Source organism: Corynebacterium sp. LaCa78, from assembly GCF_046717505.1.
In the GTDB taxonomy this organism is placed as follows: domain Bacteria; phylum Actinomycetota; class Actinomycetes; order Mycobacteriales; family Mycobacteriaceae; genus Corynebacterium.
Genome location: NZ_CP177112.1, coordinates 2,432,660 through 2,452,644, shown reverse-complemented (window position 1 = coordinate 2,452,644; position 19,985 = coordinate 2,432,660). Strand labels below are relative to the sequence as shown.

Below are 19,985 nucleotides of genomic sequence, written 5' to 3'. Positions count from 1 at the left end.
GTTAAAGCAATTGTGACCCGAGGAGAACGCCGGCGCTAACCGGCGGCGGTACAGTTTATTGACCTTCTATTGTTGGGCGCGCACACGCAGGGTGCGGCGCAGGTGGTCGCGGCACTCCAGAAGCACGCGACGCAGCGCACCCGGCAGATCCTTGTGCAGGAGATCCGTGGTAGCGGACTCCGCCATGGAAGATTCCGGGTAGAGGCCGCGGATCAGCCGGTTGGCTATCTCTATCGGGTGGTTATCCCAGATGTCTTCGACGCGGCGGAAGAACTCTTCGGCGAAATCTTCTTGCAGCTTTGCCGAGCGTGGGGCATTGAAGCCTGCCAGCAGGGCATCGACCTCCGCATTGGAATATTCCTCTGGCGTCAGCGCGCTATCGAAGGCGGCCCGCTTGGTCTCCGGCGTGGGGAAGGCGTGGCTAGCGCCCAAGAATTCGGCGGCGCCGGTCAGCGTATTATCGCGCTGCTTTTCTGCTTTCAGCTCAGCCAGTTCGACGGCGTCGCGGGCGGCCAGGGCGCGCAGGATGGACCAGCGGATTTGCGGATCGAGGCGCAGGCCCTCCACCGTGCCAGCGAGCAGGTCACGCAGGCGCTCGGTTCCGGAGGCCTTAGGCGTTGCGGCCAGCGCGGCAATGGCGGTGCGGGCCAGAATGAGCTGCGCATCGGAGCCTGGATCCGCAGTGCCGAGCTGTTCCCACAGCGCATCGGCGAATTCGGCGCGCACCTGTTCGCGGCGGTCTTCGGCCACATAGTGCTGGATGGCAAAGTGCGCATTGCCGTAGGCGGTGGTCAGCAGCGTGGCATTGGTCTCTGCGGGCGCGTGCTTGGCGACGACCCCCACGTACTCCTCCGCAGTCCACTCCCCGTCCCTGGTGAGGTTCCACAGCGAGGTCCAGATGACCGCGCGGCTGAGCCCATCCTGGACCTCGGAGAGGTGATCTTTGATGGTGGCAAGCGAAGCATCGTCGAAACGGACCTTGGTGTAGGTGTGGTCGGCATCGTTAAGCAGCAGCAATGCCGGGGCCTTCTCCCCCGCTGCCTCATCCACGATGGTGCGGTGACCACCGGTGGGAAGGTCGATGTCGAACTCGCGGTACTTGTTCAGGCGGGCATCAAAAAGCGCCACGCTCAGGCGGTGCGGGCGGGTCGTATCCTCGGCCTCGGCGTTCACCGCGAGCTCGGTAATCTTCTCTCCCTCCGTGTGCAGCTCCGGGGTGAGGGTGTCCGGACCCCAGGTGCGCAGCCACGCCTTTGACCAGGAATCGAGGTCACGGTCAGTGTGCTTTTTCAGGGCCGTGAGCAGGTCATCGAAGGTGGCCGCGGCAAACGCATGCTCCTGGAAGTAATCCCGCGCACCCGCGTAAAAGTGATCGCGTCCCACGTAGTGCACGAGCTGCTTGAGCACCGCCGCGCCCTTGGCATAGGTAATGCCATCGAAATTCTGGCGCGCGGCATCCACGTCTGGGATCTCGGCCTTGATGGGGTGTGTGGTGGGAAGCTGATCTTGCAGGTAGGCCCAGTTTTTGCGCTGGCCGGCGAAGTTGACCCAGGCCTCTTCATAGGCGGTGGCGTGCACGGAGGCATCGGCGCCCATGAACTCGGCAAAGGACTCCTTGAGCCAGAGGTCGTCCCACCACTGCGGGGTGACAAGATCGCCGAACCACATGTGGGACATCTCGTGCAAAATGGTATTTGCGCGAGCGGCCTTCTGGCTGCGCGTGGCCTTAGAGCGGAAGATATAGCTTTCCGTGAAGGTCACCAGGCCCGGGTTCTCCATCGCGCCGAGGTTATATTCCGGAACGAAGATGGAATCGTACTTGCCCCAAGGGTAGGCAAAGCCGAAGTTCTCGTGGAAATAGTCCATGCCCTGCGCGGTAAGCTCCAGGATTTCCTCGTCTAAATACTCAAACATGGAGGCGCGGGCAAAGGCGCGCAGCTGCGCGGAGTGACCTCCATCCGGCGAGATCCAGGTGCGCTCCTGATACTTATATGGCCCAGCCGCAAAAGAGGTGAGGTATGTAGAAAGCGGCGGGGTGGGCGCAAAACGGACCGTAGCATTGTCCCCGTGCTCCTCGCGCTCAGCCTCCGGCTGGTTGGAGAGGATCTGCCAGTCCTTCGGCGCGGTCATGGTGACGTGGAACGGCGCCTTGAGGTCCGGCTGCTCAAAGCAGGGGAAGATGCGGCGGGCATCGGAAGGCTCGAGGTGCGAGTACAGATAGGTCGCGTCATCGGCCTGGTCGTGCATGCGGTGCAAACCCTGGCCCGTGCGCGAGTAGCGCGAGGCGCCAGTGACCTCAATCGTCAGCTCCTCCCCCACCGGTAGCCCGTGGAGGCGGATAAGGCTGCCATCAAAATCGACGTCCTGCGCCTGACCGTTAACCGTTACCTGCTCTACCGATTCTCCCAAGTAGTCCACGAAAAGCTCGGGCTCGGTGGTGGTGAGCTCTATGCGGCTCGTCGCGCCGAACGTGGGGCTTTCCTTCACCTGAGATAAGTCCAGGTGCAGGTGGTATGCCCACAGGTCTACTGCTGCGGCGCGCTCCTGAAGCAGCTCGTGCTGGGTTTTATCGCGTTGTGTCGTCATAGTTAGAAACTATAGTTACCGCAGTGAGAGATTTAACGAGATATCGGATGTGAAAACGATAAATGGAGTGTTGTGCTGCCGGGCTCAGCTCTCACTTTCCCGAGATTCGATAATCGCGATAGCAGCGAAAATAAGGTATACGATCAATAGCGAAAATAAGGTATACGATCAATGCGCCAGCCGTGGCATAGCTAAACGATGCCATTGCGGAACTTGAAAGGCTCTCCCTGAGCGCAAAGCCCACAGCTGACACAATCCCGAAAGTTATCGCAATGGAATCAACGGCAAGTGGAATCGTCGCCTTATAGTGATGAATCTGCCACGCGGTGACCGCCGTTCCACAAAGCAGGCCAATAATCGCAAATGCATTGTCTTGCATGTACATAGCCCACAGAGACGAGGAGAACGCTAATATCCCCAGCGATGCGTAGGTGAGGCCCCGTGAAGTAGTGGCCTTTTTCATGGTGTTCTCCTTGCGTCTCGTCCCGGCAATCAAGATCTGCTCGATCATTCGCGTAGGCGCAGACTCACACATCAAATCCGCGTACCTAAGGGAGGTGTACACCATCATTATTGCATGCTAGGAGCAGAGGAAGGGTGAGTTTGCTCTGGTATGGGCCCGTGCCACCCTAGCGCGGGCGCAGGCTTGAAAGCCTTGGGCAGGGAATATGACTAAAGCCCGCGGCCGGGCGGCGAGGCGGCGCGGGCTTTAGTGGTTGGTAACCAGGGGGGGCTGTGAGGCCCAAGATCTTCAAGGAAGTGCGATTACTGCTTGATGGCAGAAACCTCGAGCTCGATCTTGATGTCTTCAGAAACGAGGACGCCGCCGGTCTTGAGCGGAGCGTTGAAGTCGATGCCGAAGTCCTTGCGGTTGATCTTGGTCTGTGCCTCGAAGCCCAGACGGAAGTTGCCGAATGGGTCCTCAGCGGTAGCGACCTCTTCAACCTTGAGGTCGACAGACTTGGTGGTGCCCTTGATGGTGAGGTCACCGGTGACGGTGCCGTTGCCGTCCTCATCAACGTTGACGTTGGTGGTGGTGAAGGAAAGCTCTGGGTACTCCTCCACGTTGAAGAAGTCTTCGTTCTTTACGTGGCCATCACGGTCTTCGTTGCCGGTGGAGATGGAGTCAGCCTTGATGGTGGCCTCTGCGGTGGAGTCCGCGATGTTCTCGGCGACGTTGATGGTGCCTTCGAATTCACCGAAGTTGCCGCGCACCTTGGTGACCATGGCGTGCTTGGTAACGAAGCCGATAACGGTGTGCTCTTTGTCGATGGTGTAGGTACCTGCTGCGAGGGACATAATTGATTCTCCTAACGTTGTTGTTGATGTAACACCAACTACGATACTCGACTACGCACTTTAGTCAAGCCTTGAAGTAAAAATTCTTTTTCCAACCCGCTGACCTCGGCATTAAGGATGGCCTACAAGCTGGACCTCCCCCAGTGTAACCTCTTTTGCCTTAGGCAGTTCCGTGATGACTATGAGCGCGGCATCGAATTGTTGGGGCGCTTCTTTTAGCTCCAGCTCCTCGTTTAAGTGCTTGAACTTTCCTTCCGCCAATTTGGGAAGAGAGCTCAGCTGCGGGTGCTTCGGATCGAAATCGTCTTTATTAACGCCATAGATTTCGTAGTGCGCGCCATTGGACCTGGTGTGGGTCACGGTCATGACAGAAAGGTGGGCCGGGTTATCCAGGGTGACCAAGGCGCCGGAACCGGATTCCTTCGTGGACCAGGTGGTGATCGTCTTGCCATCGATAAGCTGCTCATTATCCTCGCCATCTGGCACCGTGATGGCGGATGATTCCTTGAGGTGCACTGGCGGGGTATCCGGGATCATCGTGGAGCCCTGCACGGTTTCGGTAACCGAACTGGTCTTTTCTACATCGCTGAGCAGGGACATCACCCACGTCGTCAGCGCCGCCATGCCCACGACGAAGATGGTGGCGAAAATGCCGATGACCACGACGCCAGAGCCCGAGTAACCGCGGCCGCCAAAGCCGGGTTCTTGCTTCGGATCCTCTTCCTGCGTGGGCTCATCTTCAACGACCACGGGGAGGGCCTCCGTCTTTTCTTCCTGCTCTTCCGGGGCAAATTCGCGCAGGCGCTTGGCGATGCCCGCCGAGGTCAGCCCCTCCGCCTCCTGCAGCTCTTCCAGCTTCTCTTCGCGGGTCTCTGCATCCGCAGCATCAAAGGCCAGCCGTGCCTCTTCGAGGCGCTCTGCGGCCTCATCGGCGGTGAGATTGGCGTCATCGGAAATATCGCGCAGCTTCTTCGGCGATGGTTCGGTCGATTCAACCAGCATGCTTAGCGCGGAGCTGAGGGCCTCGCGGTCGCTTTCTGCAGACGTCCCATCCAGCACCGCGGGGAAGGCAACCTTGACGATGCCGGAGGTGGATACGCGGAAGCGGTCGCGGTGCTCCACGCCGAGGATGAGGCCGGCGTCGTGGGCCGTGGCGGCATCGGCAAACAGCGGCGCGGTAGCGCGGGCAACGGAATTGGGATCGAGGTTATCTGCCTCTGCCACCTGCTTGAGGGAGGTGCCCTCAAACCAATCCGCCACCACCAGGCAGCCGGTGCGGTAGGACAAAATCTCGATATTATCCGCCATGGTCTCTAGGTTGAGCTCGGCCAAACGCCGCGTATTGCGGGAGATTTCGGCGGAGCGGCGGGCAGAGACCGTGGGCGTCGACGGCGCGATGGGTGCCTGGGTATTGGTATCGACGAACGTCAGCGCCACGAGGCGGCCGGTGGCTTGTTCGCGGGCTTGCCAGAACCGGGCGCCGGATACAGCGCCGTGATCCTGCAGGAGGCGGAAGCGACCGTCCGATACGGGGGCGCCGGGGACCAAGCGCGGGCCGCGGACGATACCGGCGGACATTGGTGGCGGGACCAAGGTGGCATTGAAGGAATCCTGTGTATAGACCGGCTGGATTTCCTGCAGGTCTGGTTCCTCGACCTCGATGGCCTTGGAATTGTCCACCGTGATGAACCGGGACATTCCCGGGATGCGCTGGAGGGCGCGCGCCAGGTTCTGCACCTCGGGCAGGGAGGACTTGGACAGAACCAACCCAGTGATAATCACAAAGACGATGCCCAGCACGACGACATTGACCAGCGAGACGATCGAAGGCAGCTGCTCCGGCAAGAACAATTGCACGAGCCAGTACAGCGCCCACGAGACAACCAGGCCTACCGCGCCGGCACCGGAGGACCACAGGACCGTCTGGGTCACGGCCTTGCCGCCCAGGCTGCCCAGCTTGCGCTTGAGCAGGAAGCCGCCGATGACCGCACCGGAGACAAAGCCAAAGCCGTTGGCGGTACCGAGGAGGATGACCACCCGGTCTGGGTTGCTGGTCATCAGCGGTGCCAGCAAGGTCAGCACGATCTTGGTCAGCGTGATGCCGGCAATGATGAAGGTGGGCGTCCACGCCTCTTCCCTGGCGTAGAAAACGCGCAGGTGCAGCAGCACCAACGCATATGGGATCAAGGTAAAGGCGGAAAAACTGATGGTGAGGCCGAGCTGCTCTGCGCTATCCGCGCCGTAGGCGCCGTACTGGAATAGCGCGCGGGCGATGGGCACGCCGAAGCCCGTCATGAAAATGACGATGGGGATTAGCGCGATGAAGGTCAGCTTGGTACCCAAGGTGAGGTCGCGCACCACGGCATCGACATCGCCATCGGCGGCATTGCGCGAAAGCCGCGGCATGATGGCGGTCAACAAGGTCACGCCGATAACGCCGTACGGCACCTGCAGCATCAGCCATGCGTTCTGGTACACCAGCGGCGCACCGGCATCGGCATACGCCGCCACACGGGAGGTGATGACGTAACCCAGCTGGGAGATGGCCACGTAGGTAATAATGGCCAGCGCCATGCCGCCGAATTGCTTGATGCGGGCATCGAGGCCCCACTTCGGGCGCAGGTTGATGCCGGCCTTTTTCAGGTACGGCACAAGGATAAAGCACTGCACGATCACCGCCGTGGTGGTGCCCAGGCCCAGCAGCATGATGTGTGGATCCGCCACCGGCGTAGGTTCGTGCGGGTCGAGGCGGCCTGGCAAAAAGCGATACGCCAGCAGGACGCTGATGGAGATGATGTTATTGACCACCGGCGCCCAGGCGCCAGGGCCAAAGATATTCTTGGTATTTAAGACCGCTTGGAAGAGGGCGAAAAGGCCGTAAAACAGGATCTGCGGCAAGAGCAAGAAGGCCAATGATGTTGCCTGCACGGCATTGGCCTTGGAATCTTCAGGCAGCATCATCCTTGTTAAGAATGGTGCGAAGATAACGGAGAGGATGGTAACGATGCCCAGGATCGAAAACGCCAGGGTAAAAAGTCTTCGGACGAAGGTTTCGCCGCGGTCCGAGTCCTCCTTCTCCGCGCGCACCAAGACCGGAACCACCAGTGAGGTCAGCACCGCGCCCAGCACGATTTCGGTGACCAGGTTGGGGATCTGGTTGGCGCTGCTAAAGGCCGTACCCACAGTGGCACCAAGGGTGGCGCCGATCAGCATCTGCCGCAGGAAGCCGGTGATGCGCGAGAGCAGCGTGGCGATGGCCATCGTTCCCGTCGCGCGGATGACGTCCTGATTGGAGGCCTCGATCTCCGCATTGCGGCCAGTCAGCGCGGACTTATCTTCCTCAGGGGGAACGGTCGTGTTCTGCACTGAGGGGGTGGGCCGCTTTTCTGGTACCGGTGCGGGCGGAGAGGCGCGCACGATGCGGCCGCGCGCGCCGGCGGTAACCGGGACACGGTTTTCTTCCGCATTGGGGGCGGTATCCGTGGGGTCTACCGCGCCTGCAGGTGCCTTCTCCGCGTGGTGGGCCTGGCGGCCATCTTTTTCGGTCATAGAGGATACAACTTCAACTTTTACTTTTCAGCCTTGTGATTTTTGCGTCGGTGACGGCCAAGCCGAAAGAGCGTAGCCAAAACCAGCGCGAGAGCGCCGGCTATGCCGGCAGCGTATAAGGTTACGATACCGGCACGTGTCTGCACCGAGATAGTGATGGGCTGCGAAATGGTCTGATCTTTAGGAGTGGCCAGCCACAGCCCAATGTCCGTGCGATCCGCATCCTTCGGCATATCAGCGGTCATGGATACAGTAATAGAGCCCTTAGCGGGAATACGGACGCTTTTGGGCGTGTTGAGCCGCGCGCCATCGGGGGCATCGTATTGCAGCTTCGCCTCCACCGGCAATGGCAGGCCATTTTCGGCCACGATGAGCAGCGGCGATGACTCAGATACGCGGGTATAAACATTGCCCGGCGGGATGAGGGAGACGGAATCGCGCAGATCCCGCAGCGTATTGGAGTGCATCTCCATGGTGCGGGAAAAGGACTGGCGCGCTGCGGCGTGGGTGCTCAAGCTATCGCGATTATTCAGCGATAAGGAATTGAGGAGATCGCGGCGCAGTGGCAGCACGAATTCAGAGCGCGTCATGGTGATATCAGGGTCATCCACCACGATATTCATTAGCTCATCGGTATAGCGCGCCTGTTGCTCAACGCGGGCCAATTCGGGCTCCGAAAAGACCGCCGGATCGATAAAGGGGCTGCCGGTGGGAGCGTTCGGATCGCCCTGCTGCAATTCCACCGCGCTGATCCCGCGGGGACGGGAGTGGCCGGAGTCGAGCAAGTCTTCCGCGGCGGCGAGTGCATGCTCGGCCGCGCTAGGGTCTAAGTAGTTGGGAAGCTTGGCCACGGTATCTTCCCCGCCCGCGAGGCTGAGGGCCGCCCCGCCCGTGATGGCGCGGGACAGAGCAGAATCTTTGGCGTAGTCATAGCGCAGCTCCGGGTTGGAATAGCCAACCGTCTGCGGCTTGGAGCCGGTTTGGGATAGCAGGGCGCCGAGGGAGGCATCGAAAGTCGCGGCCTCGCCGGACCAGTTCGAGTTATCCGCAACAAGGGATGGCACCGGCAATTTTTGGTCAATATAGCCGGAACCTACCGCCAAGATATTGCTGGCCGGGGCCTTGCCCAGGACGCGTTCGATGGTCTGGTTGCCGCGCTGCAAACCCTCAAAGACAAGGGCGGGATTATTAGCCCTTGCTACCGCAGAGGCATTCGCATTGGCCCAGGGCATGGCGATGAAGCAATCCAACTCGCGCAGGCGTTCCAGCCACCGCTCGGCATCATTTTTCGCATCGCCTGGCTCCCCCTTGTCATCGTCACTGCCCCGCGACCAGGAATCGCGCAGGCGCTTGGGGCGATCGCCTTGGGCGGGGCGGGTGGAATTGACCGTATAGCCTTGCGACATGCGGTTGACGGTATCGAGCAGCGCGGGGTCGATGGCCACACAGCCCGCCCCCTGCAGGTCATGATCCTCGTAGGTAGAAACCAACCTATCGAGGCGGCCGCCTTCGCGCAGTTCGTGCCCTAACTCATCGGAGGACAAGATGAGCTCTTCTCCCCCAAGCCCGCCGGGGACGATGTCTAGGTTGGCGCTGATGGGATAGACCACCGTGAGATCGTGGGGTTGGGAATCCTCGACTTCGTCGTGTCCTTCTTCTAGTGCCGTTTCTTCCGGTGCCTCGGTATCTTTGGCATCCGTGGGGCCCTCGTCAGAGAATTGGGCCACAAAGCGCTCCTCCGCCAGGCTCACCGCATCGCCCTCGAGAGTGCCGGTCAGGGTAAAGAGCAGCGGATAAGCGCCCGGTTCATTGATGGCCAAGGTGCGCTCGGCATCTAAGCCACTGGGCACGGTGAAGCTTATTTCCCGGGTTTCACCTGGTTGCAGCGGTGCGGTGGTCATGCCCGAGCCATAATAAGGAAAATTACCGGTGGCCATTTCCGTCCGCGCTTCTGCCGCATCAGCAACGCTATCGCCGCGGCGGCTAGTTACCTGCAGATCTTCCAAGGGCTGATCGGTGGGGTTATGCACGCGGAACCGCAGCCGCATGTCAGTGCCTACGGTAAAGGGCTGGGCATCGATAAGATCCAGATCGGCGCGCTCCGGCCCGCGCGCTCCCAACCAGGCTTGGATATCCATCTGCTCGTCCGGAACAGAGTCCATTTGGGCCGCCGCGTTTGGTAGGAACAATCCCCAACCGGTAAGTACCGCGCAACCGCCGGCCGCAGCGAGTGATTTCAGGCGCTGGTGCATTAGCGTGGGGTCGCTTTCCCTGCGTCGGCTTCCTTTCGTGCAAGATCGGGGAGGAGATCGTGCGCGATGCGCGCGAGCTTGCGTTCGTCCGCGTACGCCAAGTGCTCGATGAGTTCAGAAACGGGGATCCAGGACACCTCGGTAACCTCTGGATCCTCATCGTTCATGATGCCGTCCACAAAGCGCAGTAGGTGGTGGTGCACCGTCTTGTGGATGCGGACGCCATCAGAAACGAACCAATAATCGATCACGCCGAGGTCAGCGAAAACCTCGCCGGAAATACCGGTTTCTTCCCATACCTCGCGCTCCGCGGTGACCTCCTTGGCCTCGCCATTTTCCACGTGCCCCTTGGGCATGGACCACAATAAACGCCCGCGACGGTCTAGGCGCCCGATAAGAGCCACGTAGACGCGGGACAGGTCCGCTTTACCGTTGCCGTCGACGCACTCGGCCAGCCCAGAGATTACGAGCCCGCCCGCAGAGGTCTCATCGCGGGTCTCCATGACGGTGGAGGCGCCGTGATTATTGCCGCCGCGTTGCTGCCTGCGCTGCTGGGTGTTGCGGCGCGTGCGGTTATCCGGCCGCCGCCGGCGCCGGCGCCGGTTACGGCTACGGCCGCCTCCTTTGGAGGGGCCTTGCGCGGAGCCTTGTTCTTGGTTAGTCATCCCTGCCAATCGTAGTAGACTCTCACCCGTGAATTTTCAGGACACTCAGTTAATCGGCGTTCTTGCGCGCGCGGAGTCTACCGTGAACTCGCTCAGTGGCTTATTGAGCGGGCTGGTAGACAAATTCAGCGCGCGCGGGCATGCCCTCTACCTCGTGGGCGGCTCGGTGCGCGATGCCCTCCTCGGCCGCTTGGGCAATGATCTGGACTTCACCACCCCAGCGCGCCCGGAGGTGGTCAAGGAAATCCTGGATGAGTGGGCCGAAACGGTGTGGGATACCGGCATCGCCTATGGCACTGTGTCCGCCGTGTACAAGGGCCAGCAGATTGAAATCACCACCTTCCGCTCCGATTCCTATGATGGGCAGTCCCGCAACCCCGAGGTCATCTACGGCGATAGCCTGGAGGGCGATCTGGTGCGGCGCGATTTCAAGGTCAACGCGATGGCCATTGAGCTGCTTGCCGATGCCACCTTTGAGTTCCACGATCCCCTTGGCGGCCTCCACGATGTGGCCAATAAGGTGCTCGATACCCCGGATAAACCGGAAATCTCCTTCCACGATGATCCGCTGCGGATGCTGCGCGCTGCGCGCTTTGCGTCCCAATTGGAGTTTCACGTGGCAGACCGCGTGGTAGCCGCCATGCGCGATATGGCGGCAGAGATTCAGCGCATCACGGTAGAGCGCGTCCAAGTGGAGCTGGATAAGCTCATGTGCGGCAAAGCCCCGTGGGATGGCATCGATCTGCTGGTCAATACCGGGATTGCGGATTACATCTTCCCGGAGATCCCCGCCCTGCGCATGACCACGGACGAGCACGCCCAGCACAAGGATGTTTACGCGCACTCGCTGAAGGTGCTGCGCCAAGCCATGGATCAAGAAGAGGACGGTCCCGACTTGGTATTGCGGTGGGCCGCATTGCTGCATGACATCGGCAAGCCCGATACCTTCGATAACACCGACGGCAAGGTTTCTTTCCACCACCACGAGGTGGTGGGCGCCAAGTTGACGCGCAAGCGCCTGCGGAAGCTGAAATACCCCAAGGCCACGACGGAAGATATTGGCCAGTTGGTCTACTTGCACATGCGTTTCCACGGTTTTGGGGAAAATCAATGGACCGATTCTGCCGTGCGGCGCTACGTCAACGATGCCGGTGACCTCCTCCCCCGCCTGCACAAGCTGGTGCGCGCCGATTGCACTACCCGCAATGCCAAGAAGGCGCGGCGTTTGCAGCGCACCTATGACCAATTGGAGGAGCGAATCGAGGAGATTGGCCGTAAGGAAGACCTCGCGCGGGTGCGTCCGGATCTCGATGGCAACGAGATCATGGAGATCCTAGGCCTCTCCCCTGGCCCCGAAGTGGGACAGGCGTGGTCCTATTTGAAGGAAATGCGCCTGGAGTACGGCCCCCTCGAGCGGGAAGAAGCTATTGCGAAGTTGCGCCAGTGGTGGGAGTCTAAACAGTGATGTTTGCCGATAGATTATTTAATGCCCTCGAGCGCAACGATCCCGCCCCTGGGCAATTACTCGTGTCCGCACCAGGGATGTTGTCCCCGGAATTCGCCCGCTCCGTCATCTTATTGGTCGAGCACAATGACATGATGACCTTTGGCGTGGACCTTACCAAGCGCTCAGAGGTGGCCATTTTTAATGTGCTCCCAGAATGGATGCCCGTCGTTGCTAAACCGCAGGCGCTGTATATCGGTGGTCCGCTCAACCAGCAATCCGTCGTGGGCCTGGCGCAGACCAAGCAAGGCGTGGACCCAGATAAAGAAGAACAGCTCAACCGCCTCGCACCGCGCCTAGCGCACGTGGATCTGCGCTCCAACCCAGAAGATATCGAGCCGCTGGTGACCGGCATTCGAATGTTTGCCGGTTACGCCGAGTGGGGTCCCGGGCAGCTGGAGGAAGAAATCGAGGCCGGCGAATGGTTCGTGGCGCCCGCCCTAGCGCAGGACGTGGTGGCCCCAGGCCCGGCCGATTTGTGGGCCGATGTCATGAAACGCCAGCCTATGCCCCTGCCGCTGTATTCCACCTATCCCGTGAATGTGGATGATAATTAATTCCTAGCGGCCGGTATGTGATCGGTTACACTGACCCGTATGCGCGAGGAAATCCACAAGGGCATTAAAGACACGTGGGCGGTGGCTCTCGGGCTAATTCCATTGGGCTTGGCTTTTGGCCTCCTGATGGTGCAATCCGGCTTTAGCTGGTGGTGGACGCCCATATTTTCCATCGTTATCTACGCCGGCTCTATGGAGTTTCTCGCCATCTCCATGGTTACCGGCGGTGTTTCCGCGCTGTCCTCGCTCCTTACCGGGTTTATGGTGAATTTCCGCCATATCTTCTATGGGCTAACATTCCCCCGCAAACGGATTAATTCCCCCGTGGGCAAGGCCTATTCCACCTATGCCCTCACGGATGAAACGTATGCCATCGTCTCGGCGCTCCCGCGCGAGGAGCGGCCTACCGGCACCCGCATTTTGAGCATACAAATCTTTTGCCAAATTCTGTGGGTAGGCGGCGGCATCGTTGGCGCGCTCGCCGGCCAGGTAATCCCCTCTTCCGTCGAGGGAATGGAATTCGCCCTCGTCGCCCTATTCGTTGTCTTGGCGATGGACTCCTTCCGCAACAATCAGGATCTGTCCCTACCGCTATCGGCCGCGGCCTTGGGCATCCTCGCCGCTTTCATCACCCCGGGGCAGCTGCTGATGGTCTCCCTGAGCGCCTATTTCTTGTTGCTCATCATTCGCTACCTGTCACCGCGCGCGGATAACGCGCTTACCTGGCGGCTGCAGCCCCTTCCCTCCACGACCGTGAAGGAGGATAACTAAATGCCGGACGGAGTCAGTTTAGGGGCGATTGCTGCAGTGCTCATCCCTGTAGGCATCGTGACCGTCTTATTGCGGGAGCTTCCCTTCTCCGCGAAGAAGTGGATGAAGGATAGCGAGTTCTTTTCGCTGCTGGGCTTGATGATGCCCGTAGGCGTCATGACCATCTTGGTGGTCTATGCCGTTGCCGGACAGGCGGATGGCACCGGCGGGCTGTGGCCGGTGCTCTTGGGCGTGCTAGTTACCGTCGGACTACACAAGTGGAAGCGCGATTCCGGATTATCCATATTCGGCGGTACCGCGTTCTACATGATCCTGGTGAACCTGGTGCTGTAGGCCGCGGCTAGCTAAGCCCAAACTTTGTGGTGGCTTCCGTCCACAGCGCTTCAAATTGTTCTTGGTCCATGTACTGGGCGCTAATATCCGGGAACTCATCGTAGGTATCGGGGTGCGGAACTACTTCTTGCGGCGTGTCCACGTTTCCCGTGGAACTATCCGGGGTCGCTACCCCGACCACGGAATCCGCGGGATCCAAAGCGATCATGCGGTGCATGCGGCAGCGTTGGGCGTCGTGTTCTTCTAATTCTGCGAGGTGGACCGCTGAGCCCACTCCTGGGACGGAAAGCTCGGTGCGCACATAAAGGTAATTAGCCATGGGCACTTAGTGTAGTTGCTCCTCGTCCTCCTGTGCGTACCGGGAGGCCAACACAGAACAGATCATCAGCTGCACCTGGTGGTAAATCATGAGCGGGAGGATCAATAGCCCGAGCGATGTCGACCCTGAGGCAAAGATGACCGAGGCCATGGGAAGGCCGGTAGCCAAAGACTTCTTAGAGCCACAGAACTGGATCGCGATGATATCGGCACGAGAAAATCCTAGTTTCCCGGAGATAAACCGCGTCAGCCACAACATGAAAATGACGAAGGCTGCGGCGAAAACCACGAGGAACACGATCTCCCAGATAGAGATGGAGGACCAGATTCCATCGACCACGCCCTTAGAAAATGCGGAATAGACCACCATGGCAATGGAGCCGCGGTCGACCACCTTTGTGGCCTTGCTCTGAGCGAAGTCCGCAATCCAGCGCCGGGTTAATTGGCCCAATATGAATGGCGCGAGAAGCAAGAGGGAGATTTCCCCAAAGACGGAGGTATCGATATGTAGGCCGGAACCGGTACCCATGAGCACCATGACCAGGACAGGCGTGATGAAGACGCCGGCCAAGTTAGAGGTTGAGGCGGAGACAATTGCTCCAGATACGTTGCCCTTGGCAATGGAAGTAAAAGCCACGGAAGACTGCACGGTGGACGGGACCAGCGTAAGGAATAGGATCCCCATGTACATATCGTCAGTGATGAACTCGGTAAGGGGCCGCAGGGCCAGACCGATGAGGGGATAAATCACGAACGTGAAAGCAAGAATCGTGATGTGGAGCCGCCAGTGCTTAAGCCCGTTTAGAGCTTCTTGGGTGGATAGCCGCGCGCCGTAGAGAAAAACAACAGCGCGATCGCCACATTCGTCAGGCTGCCAAAGACGTCAGCGAAGGTGCCGCGGGCCGGTGCAATGATCGCGATTGCGACGGCCGTAAGGATGAGGACGATGAGCGGATCCGGCTTTTTAAGTCTGTGCAGCATGACCCAAAGTGTAAACCGTCTCGCTTGGTTCCACGAAAGGTAGTGCGGATAATTTTCTTCTGCGTACTCCCATTGAGTCTCATGGTTTCACGTGAAACGATGGGCGTAGAGGGTGAAGCGTCCGCGGGGATTTACGCTGTAGTGACCTTTGTACCCTCTTGGCTTACCCCAAATTCTTTGAGTGGGTTTCGGCCAGGTCCTTCAATGACCGAACCATCTTTCAGGTTATAGGACGTATGATGCGCCGTGCAGGTAGCAGTCATACCGTCGATTTCTGTAATGGGGTTTTGTTGGTGCGGGCAGGTTTGGGAGTAGGCCTTAAACTCCCCTTCTTTCGGCTGCGTGAAGATAACCCTGTCGACGATGATCCCGGAGCCTACTGGAATGTCCGTTGCCGCGATTTCCGCGGACGGTTCTGAGCCGCAGGCCGCGAGGTATGCACCTGCGAAAGTCGTAGCGGATCCGAGCAAGAACATGCGGCGCGAACAGATAGTCATAGCCTCTACTCTATCCTGAATGGTTCACGGCCGGAACATGATTTCGGCAACGGTTAATCATATTTCGGGGCAGCTAAAGTGAAATGGCTCAGTGTAGGTTTCACGTGAAACACGAAATTAGGACAGATTGCCGTTCCAGGTTGCGACCGGCCCAGCCTCGGTGGGTGTGAGTTCATAGGTGCCGGAATCTAGACCTATGTCATTAACGATGGGATGTGGCCCGTCCCCTCCTGCGGCGTGCGATTCAGGTTCGACGCGGTGGGAGTCGGCGACATAGGTACCGATGCTGAAGGTGGAAACGGCGATTGCGGCGAGGGCTGTGGTTTTCTTCATGTCTCCCATTGTCAACCCTTCCCCGCGTTAGGTGTAGTGGCGGAGCCGAGCTCTGCGGAACCTCTATGCGAGTTCTAGGAATGCCCACAGGAATCCCCGTAGGTTGAGACGCGCAACTATAGATGGAGTCCAACATAGGTACGAGTCGTTAAATACCCCCAACTTAATTTAGTTGTGACGAAAAGTGTGGGATTCCGTGGTTGGAATAATAACGTCACAGTGTCATAAAAACTCTCCCTGACCCGTCCCTGTGTGGCGCGATTGCCGGACAGGAAAGGGAGGGAGAAAGAAACTCAAAAGATAGTTATTTAATTATCAGAGTGGCGAGCGGCCTGGCGGAGGGCACCCAGATCAACCTCGGGTTGAGCGGCGGAGTCTGTGGCCTCCTCCCCACCGCAGCCTCCGGAGCCGCAGTTGCAGCTATCGCCACAACCATCGTCATCGGCATGCGCTTGCTCATAAAGAAACGCCGCGCGCGAGCCAAGGTTTGAGCCGACGGAAAGCGCGAGGATAGCGATTACGAAAGTGGTGACCGGAATAAGCCACATCCAACCTTCCGCGCGGAAGGCTACGACGCCGCCGAAAAGCAGCGAAACTCCGCCAAGGGCCCAGAAGGGGCCCGCAACGGCGTGGGCGTTATCCCACGCTTCACGTGACTTTCGGATCTCTTGTAAGCGCAAGCCGATGTATTTATTGCCGGGCAACCGCTTGGTGGCGGCGAGTGCGCCCACCGCGATAAGGAAAACGGCAAGGATTAAAAATATGATTCCCACTGCGACCATATCCATAGTTTAATCCTGCAACGCGATATTGGAAATTAAGCTACGGGGCTTGTGTCTTAAATATAAGGCGGCTCGGGTAATATTCAATTTGGATCGATCGATAGATATTCGCTCGATTTTGCACCTGCACCACGTTGTCTCTCCTTCCGTCGAACCACACACAAGTGAGTCCCCGGACTGGGAACACCTAACCTGATTGTGATTGCATGAATCTCAAGAAAATAGCGGACTCTCTCCTTTTCCGCATCGTTCTCGCCATCGTGCTTGGCATTGTCGTCAGCTTCTTTGCGCCCGAATGGTTCGGTCGAGCCTTTGCCACCTTTAACGGGCTCTTTGGTAACTTCCTCAACTTCTTCATTCCTGTGCTGATTTTCGCCCTTGTCGCCCCGGCGATCGCCGGTCTTGGCAAGGGCGCAGGAAAATGGTTGGGGGTTACGGCGGGCATCGCCTACGGTTCCACCATTCTCTCGGGATTGATTGCCTATGGCCTGGCACAGTGGCTCTATCCTTCGATGCTGGCGGGCCAAACCCTAGTGACCAACGTATCGGACGTGGACGAAGGCTCCCTCTCACCTTATTTCGAGGTGGAGATGGCACCACCGTTTGAGGTGATGACGGCGCTATTGCTTTCCTTCTGCATTGGTGTCGCCATGACGTCGGTGAAGTCCGATACGCTCTATACCGTCACCAAGGAACTGGAAAATGTGGTGGTTAAGGTCATTTGGGGATTCGTTATTCCCATCTTGCCGTTCTACATTTTCGGCATGTTCCTTGGCCTGGGTATGAATGGCAATATTGGCGACGTCCTTTCTGCCTTTGCGAAGGTACTGATCCTGGCAGTGGTCATGACGCTGGTGTACCTCGTGCTCCAGTATGTGGTTGCCGGTGCAATCGCAGGAAAGAATCCTTTTAAGGCCCTGCGGAATATGCTGCCGGCATACTTCACTGCATTGGGTACGTCATCTTCTGCTGCGACCATTCCGGTGTCTTTGGAATCCAGCTTGCGTAACGGCATTTCGAAGCCGGTCGCGAGCTTTGTGATCCCGCTGTGCGCGACAATTCACCTGTCCGGGTCCATGATGAAGCTGACGCTTTATGCCTTCGCCATCGTCTTTATGGCGAATATGGATATCAGCACTGGCACCGGCCTTGGCTTTATCTTCCTGCTGGGAATCATGATGATCGCCGCACCAGGCGTGCCGGGTGGTGCCGTTATGGTGGCCGTTGGCCTTTTGGCGGATATGATGGGCTTCGATGACGGAATGGTGGCGCTGATGATCGCCGCTTATATAGCGATTGACTCCGTCGGCACCGCAGCGAACGTGACCGGCGATGGTGCCATTGCGATGGTCGTCGATAAGTTCGCCCGCGATAAGGTCGATACTCTCAATGAAGAAGAGGCGGAGACTGCGGCCTAGTTTCCCGTGAAACATTTGCGCCCCCTGGCTTCCCCACCCAACAAATGTGGGAGGAAGCCAGGGGGCTTTTTGGCGCTACCGTCCGGAAGGCTCTAACGCTTGGTCGCTTCCTTCATCGCGGAGATGAAGTCGGTCAGCTCAGCGTGCAAGGCATCGGCATCCTCGATCGTCCCAGCGGCACCGGTTTCACGTGAAACATGGCGGTCGATGATCTTGGTGATCGCGGACCCAGTAATGGCGCCCGCGGCGTTTGCGGCGATGGCATCGGCGACGTGCTGCGGTGAGGAGATACCGAAACCGAGCAGCACCGGTGGACCATCAAAGCGCTGAATGCTGGCGACGACCTCGTCGAGGCCGGTGGTCTCGGATTCCTTCTCGGTTCCCGTGACGCCATCACGGGAGATGGCGTAAATATATCCCTGTGAATGCTCGGCAACGCCGGCGAGCGTGCGCTCCGCGGCGCGCGCGGGGGCGATGAAGATGGGGTCGATACCGGCTTCTTTTGCCGCGGCGATGAATGGGGCGCCTTCGCGTACGGGGACATCGGGAAGCAAAATGCTATCGGCGCCAGCGTCCGCGAACTCCGCATAGAATTGCTCCACTCCGCGGGCGAAGGCAACGTTCCCATAGATCAACATGCCGATGGGCAAATCAGGGAACTCGGAACGAATCGTCCGCACCTGATCCAAAGCACTATCAAGAGTTGCTCCCCCATCGAGGGCGCGGATATGCGAAGCCTGGATGGTGGGACCATCCGCCACTGGGTCAGAGAAGGGGACGCCGAGCTCCAAGGCGTCGGCCCCGGCGGCGACTGCGGTCCGGATGATCTCCAGGCTGGCCTCAGGGGTCGGATCGCCCAGCATGATGAAAGGGACAAACGCGCCCTCATTCTTCTCACGCAACGCGGCAAAAAGCTTATCATAACGGCTGCCCATGATTAGTTCTCCTTGAGTTGCAGTTCGGGGTGGGATTCCAGCGTGTGGCGGACATGGTCGATGTCCTTATCGCCGCGGCCAGATAGTGAGACCAAGATGGTGATGTCCTCGTTTTTGCGTTTGAGGGCATAGGCCAGCGCGTGGGAGGATTCGAGGGCGGGAATGATGCCTTCCTTCTTGGACAAGAGTTGGAATGCCTCTAGGGCCTCGGCGTCCGTGATTCCCACGTATTTTGCTCGGCCGGTTGCGTGAAGGTGCGCGTGCTGTGGGCCCACGCCGGGGTAGTCCAAACCCGCAGAGATGGAATAGGATTCTTCAACCTGACCGTCAGAATTGCGCATGAGGTAACTGCGCGCGCCGTGGAGGATGCCCACGGTGCCGTTGTTGATGGTGGCTCCGTGTTCGCCGGAGTCGAGGCCCGCACCGCCTGGTTCGGCGCCGACCAATTCCACCGCGTCCTCGTCAATGAAGTCCGCGAACATGCCGATGGCGTTGGAGCCGCCGCCCACGCAGGCGACGACGAGATCGGGAAGGCCGCCCGTCTTCTCGATCAGCTGCGCCTTGGCTTCGGTAGAAATGACGCGGTGGAATTCGCGCACGATGGTGGGAAATGGGTGCGGCCCCGCCGCGGTGCCGAGCAGGTAATGCGATTCATGGAAGGTAGCGGTCCAATCGCGCAGGGCCTCGTTGACGGCATTCTTCAGGGTTCCGGATCCGGTATCAACGGGGATGACCTTCGCGCCCATGAGTTCCATGCGGAAGACGTTCGGTTGCTGGCGCTGGACATCCTTGGCGCCCATGTAGACCACGCATTCGAGATCGAGCAGCGCACACGCTAATGCCGTTGCCGTGCCGTGCTGGCCCGCGCCGGTCTCGGAAATGATTCGCTTTTTGCCCATACGCTTTGCCAGGAGGGCCTGTCCGAGCACTTGGTTGGTCTTGTGTGCCCCGCCGTGGACGAGGTCTTCGCGCTTTAGGAAGATCCGCGCCTTCCCGCCGAGCTTTTTTACCTCGGTAACGGGGGTTGGACGACCCAGGTAGTCGCGCAGCAATCCGGCGAGCTCTTCGCGGAACCTGGGATCATTTTGGGCATCAACAAACGCCTGCTCCAATTGATCCAATGCGGGGATGAGGGATTCCGGGACGTATTGACCGCCGAATTCCCCGAAGTACGCGGGAAGGAGTGTTTCACGTGAATCGGGCAT

General features: G+C 59.2%; 17 protein-coding genes and 1 pseudogene. 5 read left to right on the top strand and 13 right to left on the bottom strand.

Features of this window, described 5'->3' with window-relative positions:
• Positions 1-66: 66 nt before the first annotated feature.
• From pepN to ACLI1O_RS11665, 6 genes are all read right to left on the bottom strand, one after another.
• Positions 67-2,586 (bottom strand): aminopeptidase N, encoded by a 2,520-nt coding sequence (gene pepN, locus ACLI1O_RS11690; RefSeq protein WP_284770790.1) that lies wholly within the window; start codon positions 2,584-2,586, stop codon positions 67-69.
• A 91-nt stretch (positions 2,587-2,677) separates the two neighbouring features.
• Positions 2,678-3,049 carry a hypothetical protein gene (locus tag ACLI1O_RS11685; RefSeq protein ID WP_284770791.1) on the bottom strand — a complete coding sequence of 124 codons (372 nt, stop codon included), beginning with the start codon at positions 3,047-3,049 and terminating at the stop codon, positions 2,678-2,680.
• 302 nt (positions 3,050-3,351) lie between these two features.
• A complete protein-coding gene (locus ACLI1O_RS11680; protein ID WP_023024584.1) occupies positions 3,352-3,885 on the bottom strand; it encodes a YceI family protein in 534 nt (177 codons plus the stop codon).
• 111 nt (positions 3,886-3,996) lie between these two features.
• Positions 3,997-7,434 carry a murein biosynthesis integral membrane protein MurJ gene (gene murJ / locus ACLI1O_RS11675; RefSeq protein ID WP_239275428.1) on the bottom strand — a complete coding sequence of 1,146 codons (3,438 nt, stop codon included), beginning with the start codon at positions 7,432-7,434 and terminating at the stop codon, positions 3,997-3,999.
• 20 nt (positions 7,435-7,454) lie between these two features.
• Entirely contained in the window at positions 7,455-9,686 is a 2,232-nt protein-coding gene (locus tag ACLI1O_RS11670; protein WP_239269573.1) for a hypothetical protein, read from the bottom strand.
• Complete coding sequence (locus tag ACLI1O_RS11665) at positions 9,686-10,351, bottom strand: NUDIX hydrolase (RefSeq protein WP_239269574.1); 666 nt, start codon at positions 10,349-10,351, stop codon at positions 9,686-9,688. The genes ACLI1O_RS11670 and ACLI1O_RS11665 overlap by 1 nt, the downstream gene beginning before the upstream one ends.
• 28 nt (positions 10,352-10,379) lie before the next feature.
• Between ACLI1O_RS11665 and ACLI1O_RS11660 the strand changes: the two genes are divergently transcribed.
• The 4 genes from ACLI1O_RS11660 to ACLI1O_RS11645 are packed head-to-tail and all read left to right on the top strand — an operon-like array spanning position 10,380 to position 13,516.
• Positions 10,380-11,816 carry a CCA tRNA nucleotidyltransferase gene (locus ACLI1O_RS11660; RefSeq protein ID WP_023029759.1) on the top strand — a complete coding sequence of 479 codons (1,437 nt, stop codon included), beginning with the start codon at positions 10,380-10,382 and terminating at the stop codon, positions 11,814-11,816.
• Positions 11,816-12,412: a YqgE/AlgH family protein gene (locus tag ACLI1O_RS11655; protein ID WP_239269626.1), complete on the top strand. Its 597-nt coding sequence runs from the start codon at positions 11,816-11,818 to the stop codon at positions 12,410-12,412. Before ACLI1O_RS11660 ends, ACLI1O_RS11655 begins: the two co-directional genes overlap by 1 nt.
• A 39-nt stretch (positions 12,413-12,451) precedes the next feature.
• Complete coding sequence (locus tag ACLI1O_RS11650) at positions 12,452-13,183, top strand: AzlC family ABC transporter permease (protein ID WP_284772021.1); 732 nt, start codon at positions 12,452-12,454, stop codon at positions 13,181-13,183.
• Positions 13,184-13,516 (top strand): branched-chain amino acid transporter permease, encoded by a 333-nt coding sequence (locus tag ACLI1O_RS11645; RefSeq protein ID WP_239269576.1) that lies wholly within the window; start codon positions 13,184-13,186, stop codon positions 13,514-13,516.
• A 7-nt stretch (positions 13,517-13,523) separates the two neighbouring features.
• On the opposite strand, the gene ACLI1O_RS11640 is transcribed toward ACLI1O_RS11645, so the two are convergent.
• The 5 genes and pseudogenes from ACLI1O_RS11640 to ACLI1O_RS11620 all read right to left on the bottom strand — a co-directional run bounded on the left by ACLI1O_RS11640 (position 13,524) and on the right by ACLI1O_RS11620 (position 16,433).
• Complete coding sequence (locus ACLI1O_RS11640) at positions 13,524-13,835, bottom strand: hypothetical protein (RefSeq protein ID WP_239269577.1); 312 nt, start codon at positions 13,833-13,835, stop codon at positions 13,524-13,526.
• 6 nt (positions 13,836-13,841) lie between these two features.
• A pseudogene (locus ACLI1O_RS11635) lies at positions 13,842-14,815 on the bottom strand (bile acid:sodium symporter family protein).
• A gap of 131 nt (positions 14,816-14,946) precedes the next feature.
• A complete protein-coding gene (locus tag ACLI1O_RS11630) occupies positions 14,947-15,312 on the bottom strand; it encodes a Rieske (2Fe-2S) protein (RefSeq protein WP_411706884.1) in 366 nt (121 codons plus the stop codon).
• Positions 15,313-15,429: 117 nt separating this feature from the next.
• Complete coding sequence (locus ACLI1O_RS11625; protein WP_239269580.1) at positions 15,430-15,645, bottom strand: catechol 1,2-dioxygenase; 216 nt, start codon at positions 15,643-15,645, stop codon at positions 15,430-15,432.
• A gap of 308 nt (positions 15,646-15,953) precedes the next feature.
• Positions 15,954-16,433, bottom strand: coding sequence for an SdpI family protein (locus ACLI1O_RS11620; protein ID WP_370658460.1), 480 nt, complete (start codon positions 16,431-16,433; stop codon positions 15,954-15,956).
• Between the two features lie 200 nt (positions 16,434-16,633).
• Between ACLI1O_RS11620 and ACLI1O_RS11615 the strand changes: the two genes are divergently transcribed.
• Positions 16,634-17,845, top strand: a complete 1,212-nt coding sequence (locus tag ACLI1O_RS11615) for a dicarboxylate/amino acid:cation symporter (RefSeq protein WP_239269581.1) — start codon at positions 16,634-16,636, stop codon at positions 17,843-17,845.
• A gap of 92 nt (positions 17,846-17,937) precedes the next feature.
• On the opposite strand, the gene trpA is transcribed toward ACLI1O_RS11615, so the two are convergent.
• Positions 17,938-18,780: a tryptophan synthase subunit alpha gene (trpA, locus tag ACLI1O_RS11610; RefSeq protein ID WP_239269582.1), complete on the bottom strand. Its 843-nt coding sequence runs from the start codon at positions 18,778-18,780 to the stop codon at positions 17,938-17,940.
• Between the two features lie 2 nt (positions 18,781-18,782).
• The gene (trpB, locus tag ACLI1O_RS11605; protein ID WP_411706883.1) at positions 18,783-19,985 is read right to left on the bottom strand and encodes a tryptophan synthase subunit beta; all 1,203 of its coding nucleotides are present in this window, start codon (positions 19,983-19,985) and stop codon (positions 18,783-18,785) included.

Bases quoted from the DNA above. Each gene is read 5' to 3' on its own strand.
- ACLI1O_RS11665 (WP_239269574.1), bottom strand. From the start codon at position 10,351: ATGACTAACCAAGAACAAGGCTCCGCGCAAGGCCCCTCCAAAGGAGGC.
- ACLI1O_RS11685 (WP_284770791.1), bottom strand. From the start codon at position 3,049: ATGAAAAAGGCCACTACTTCACGGGGCCTCACCTACGCATCGCTGGGG.
- ACLI1O_RS11620 (WP_370658460.1), bottom strand. From the start codon at position 16,433: ATGGATATGGTCGCAGTGGGAATCATATTTTTAATCCTTGCCGTTTTC.
- ACLI1O_RS11670 (WP_239269573.1), bottom strand. From the start codon at position 9,686: ATGCACCAGCGCCTGAAATCACTCGCTGCGGCCGGCGGTTGCGCGGTA.
- ACLI1O_RS11650 (WP_284772021.1), top strand. From the start codon at position 12,452: ATGCGCGAGGAAATCCACAAGGGCATTAAAGACACGTGGGCGGTGGCT.
- ACLI1O_RS11655 (WP_239269626.1), top strand. From the start codon at position 11,816: ATGTTTGCCGATAGATTATTTAATGCCCTCGAGCGCAACGATCCCGCC.
- ACLI1O_RS11680 (WP_023024584.1), bottom strand. From the start codon at position 3,885: ATGTCCCTCGCAGCAGGTACCTACACCATCGACAAAGAGCACACCGTT.
- murJ (WP_239275428.1), bottom strand. From the start codon at position 7,434: ATGACCGAAAAAGATGGCCGCCAGGCCCACCACGCGGAGAAGGCACCT.
- ACLI1O_RS11645 (WP_239269576.1), top strand. From the start codon at position 13,184: ATGCCGGACGGAGTCAGTTTAGGGGCGATTGCTGCAGTGCTCATCCCT.
- trpA (WP_239269582.1), bottom strand. From the start codon at position 18,780: ATGGGCAGCCGTTATGATAAGCTTTTTGCCGCGTTGCGTGAGAAGAAT.
- ACLI1O_RS11630 (WP_411706884.1), bottom strand. From the start codon at position 15,312: ATGACTATCTGTTCGCGCCGCATGTTCTTGCTCGGATCCGCTACGACT.
- ACLI1O_RS11640 (WP_239269577.1), bottom strand. From the start codon at position 13,835: ATGGCTAATTACCTTTATGTGCGCACCGAGCTTTCCGTCCCAGGAGTG.
- pepN (WP_284770790.1), bottom strand. From the start codon at position 2,586: ATGACGACACAACGCGATAAAACCCAGCACGAGCTGCTTCAGGAGCGC.
- ACLI1O_RS11615 (WP_239269581.1), top strand. From the start codon at position 16,634: ATGAATCTCAAGAAAATAGCGGACTCTCTCCTTTTCCGCATCGTTCTC.
- ACLI1O_RS11625 (WP_239269580.1), bottom strand. From the start codon at position 15,645: ATGAAGAAAACCACAGCCCTCGCCGCAATCGCCGTTTCCACCTTCAGC.
- trpB (WP_411706883.1), bottom strand. From the start codon at position 19,985: ATGCCCGATTCACGTGAAACACTCCTTCCCGCGTACTTCGGGGAATTC.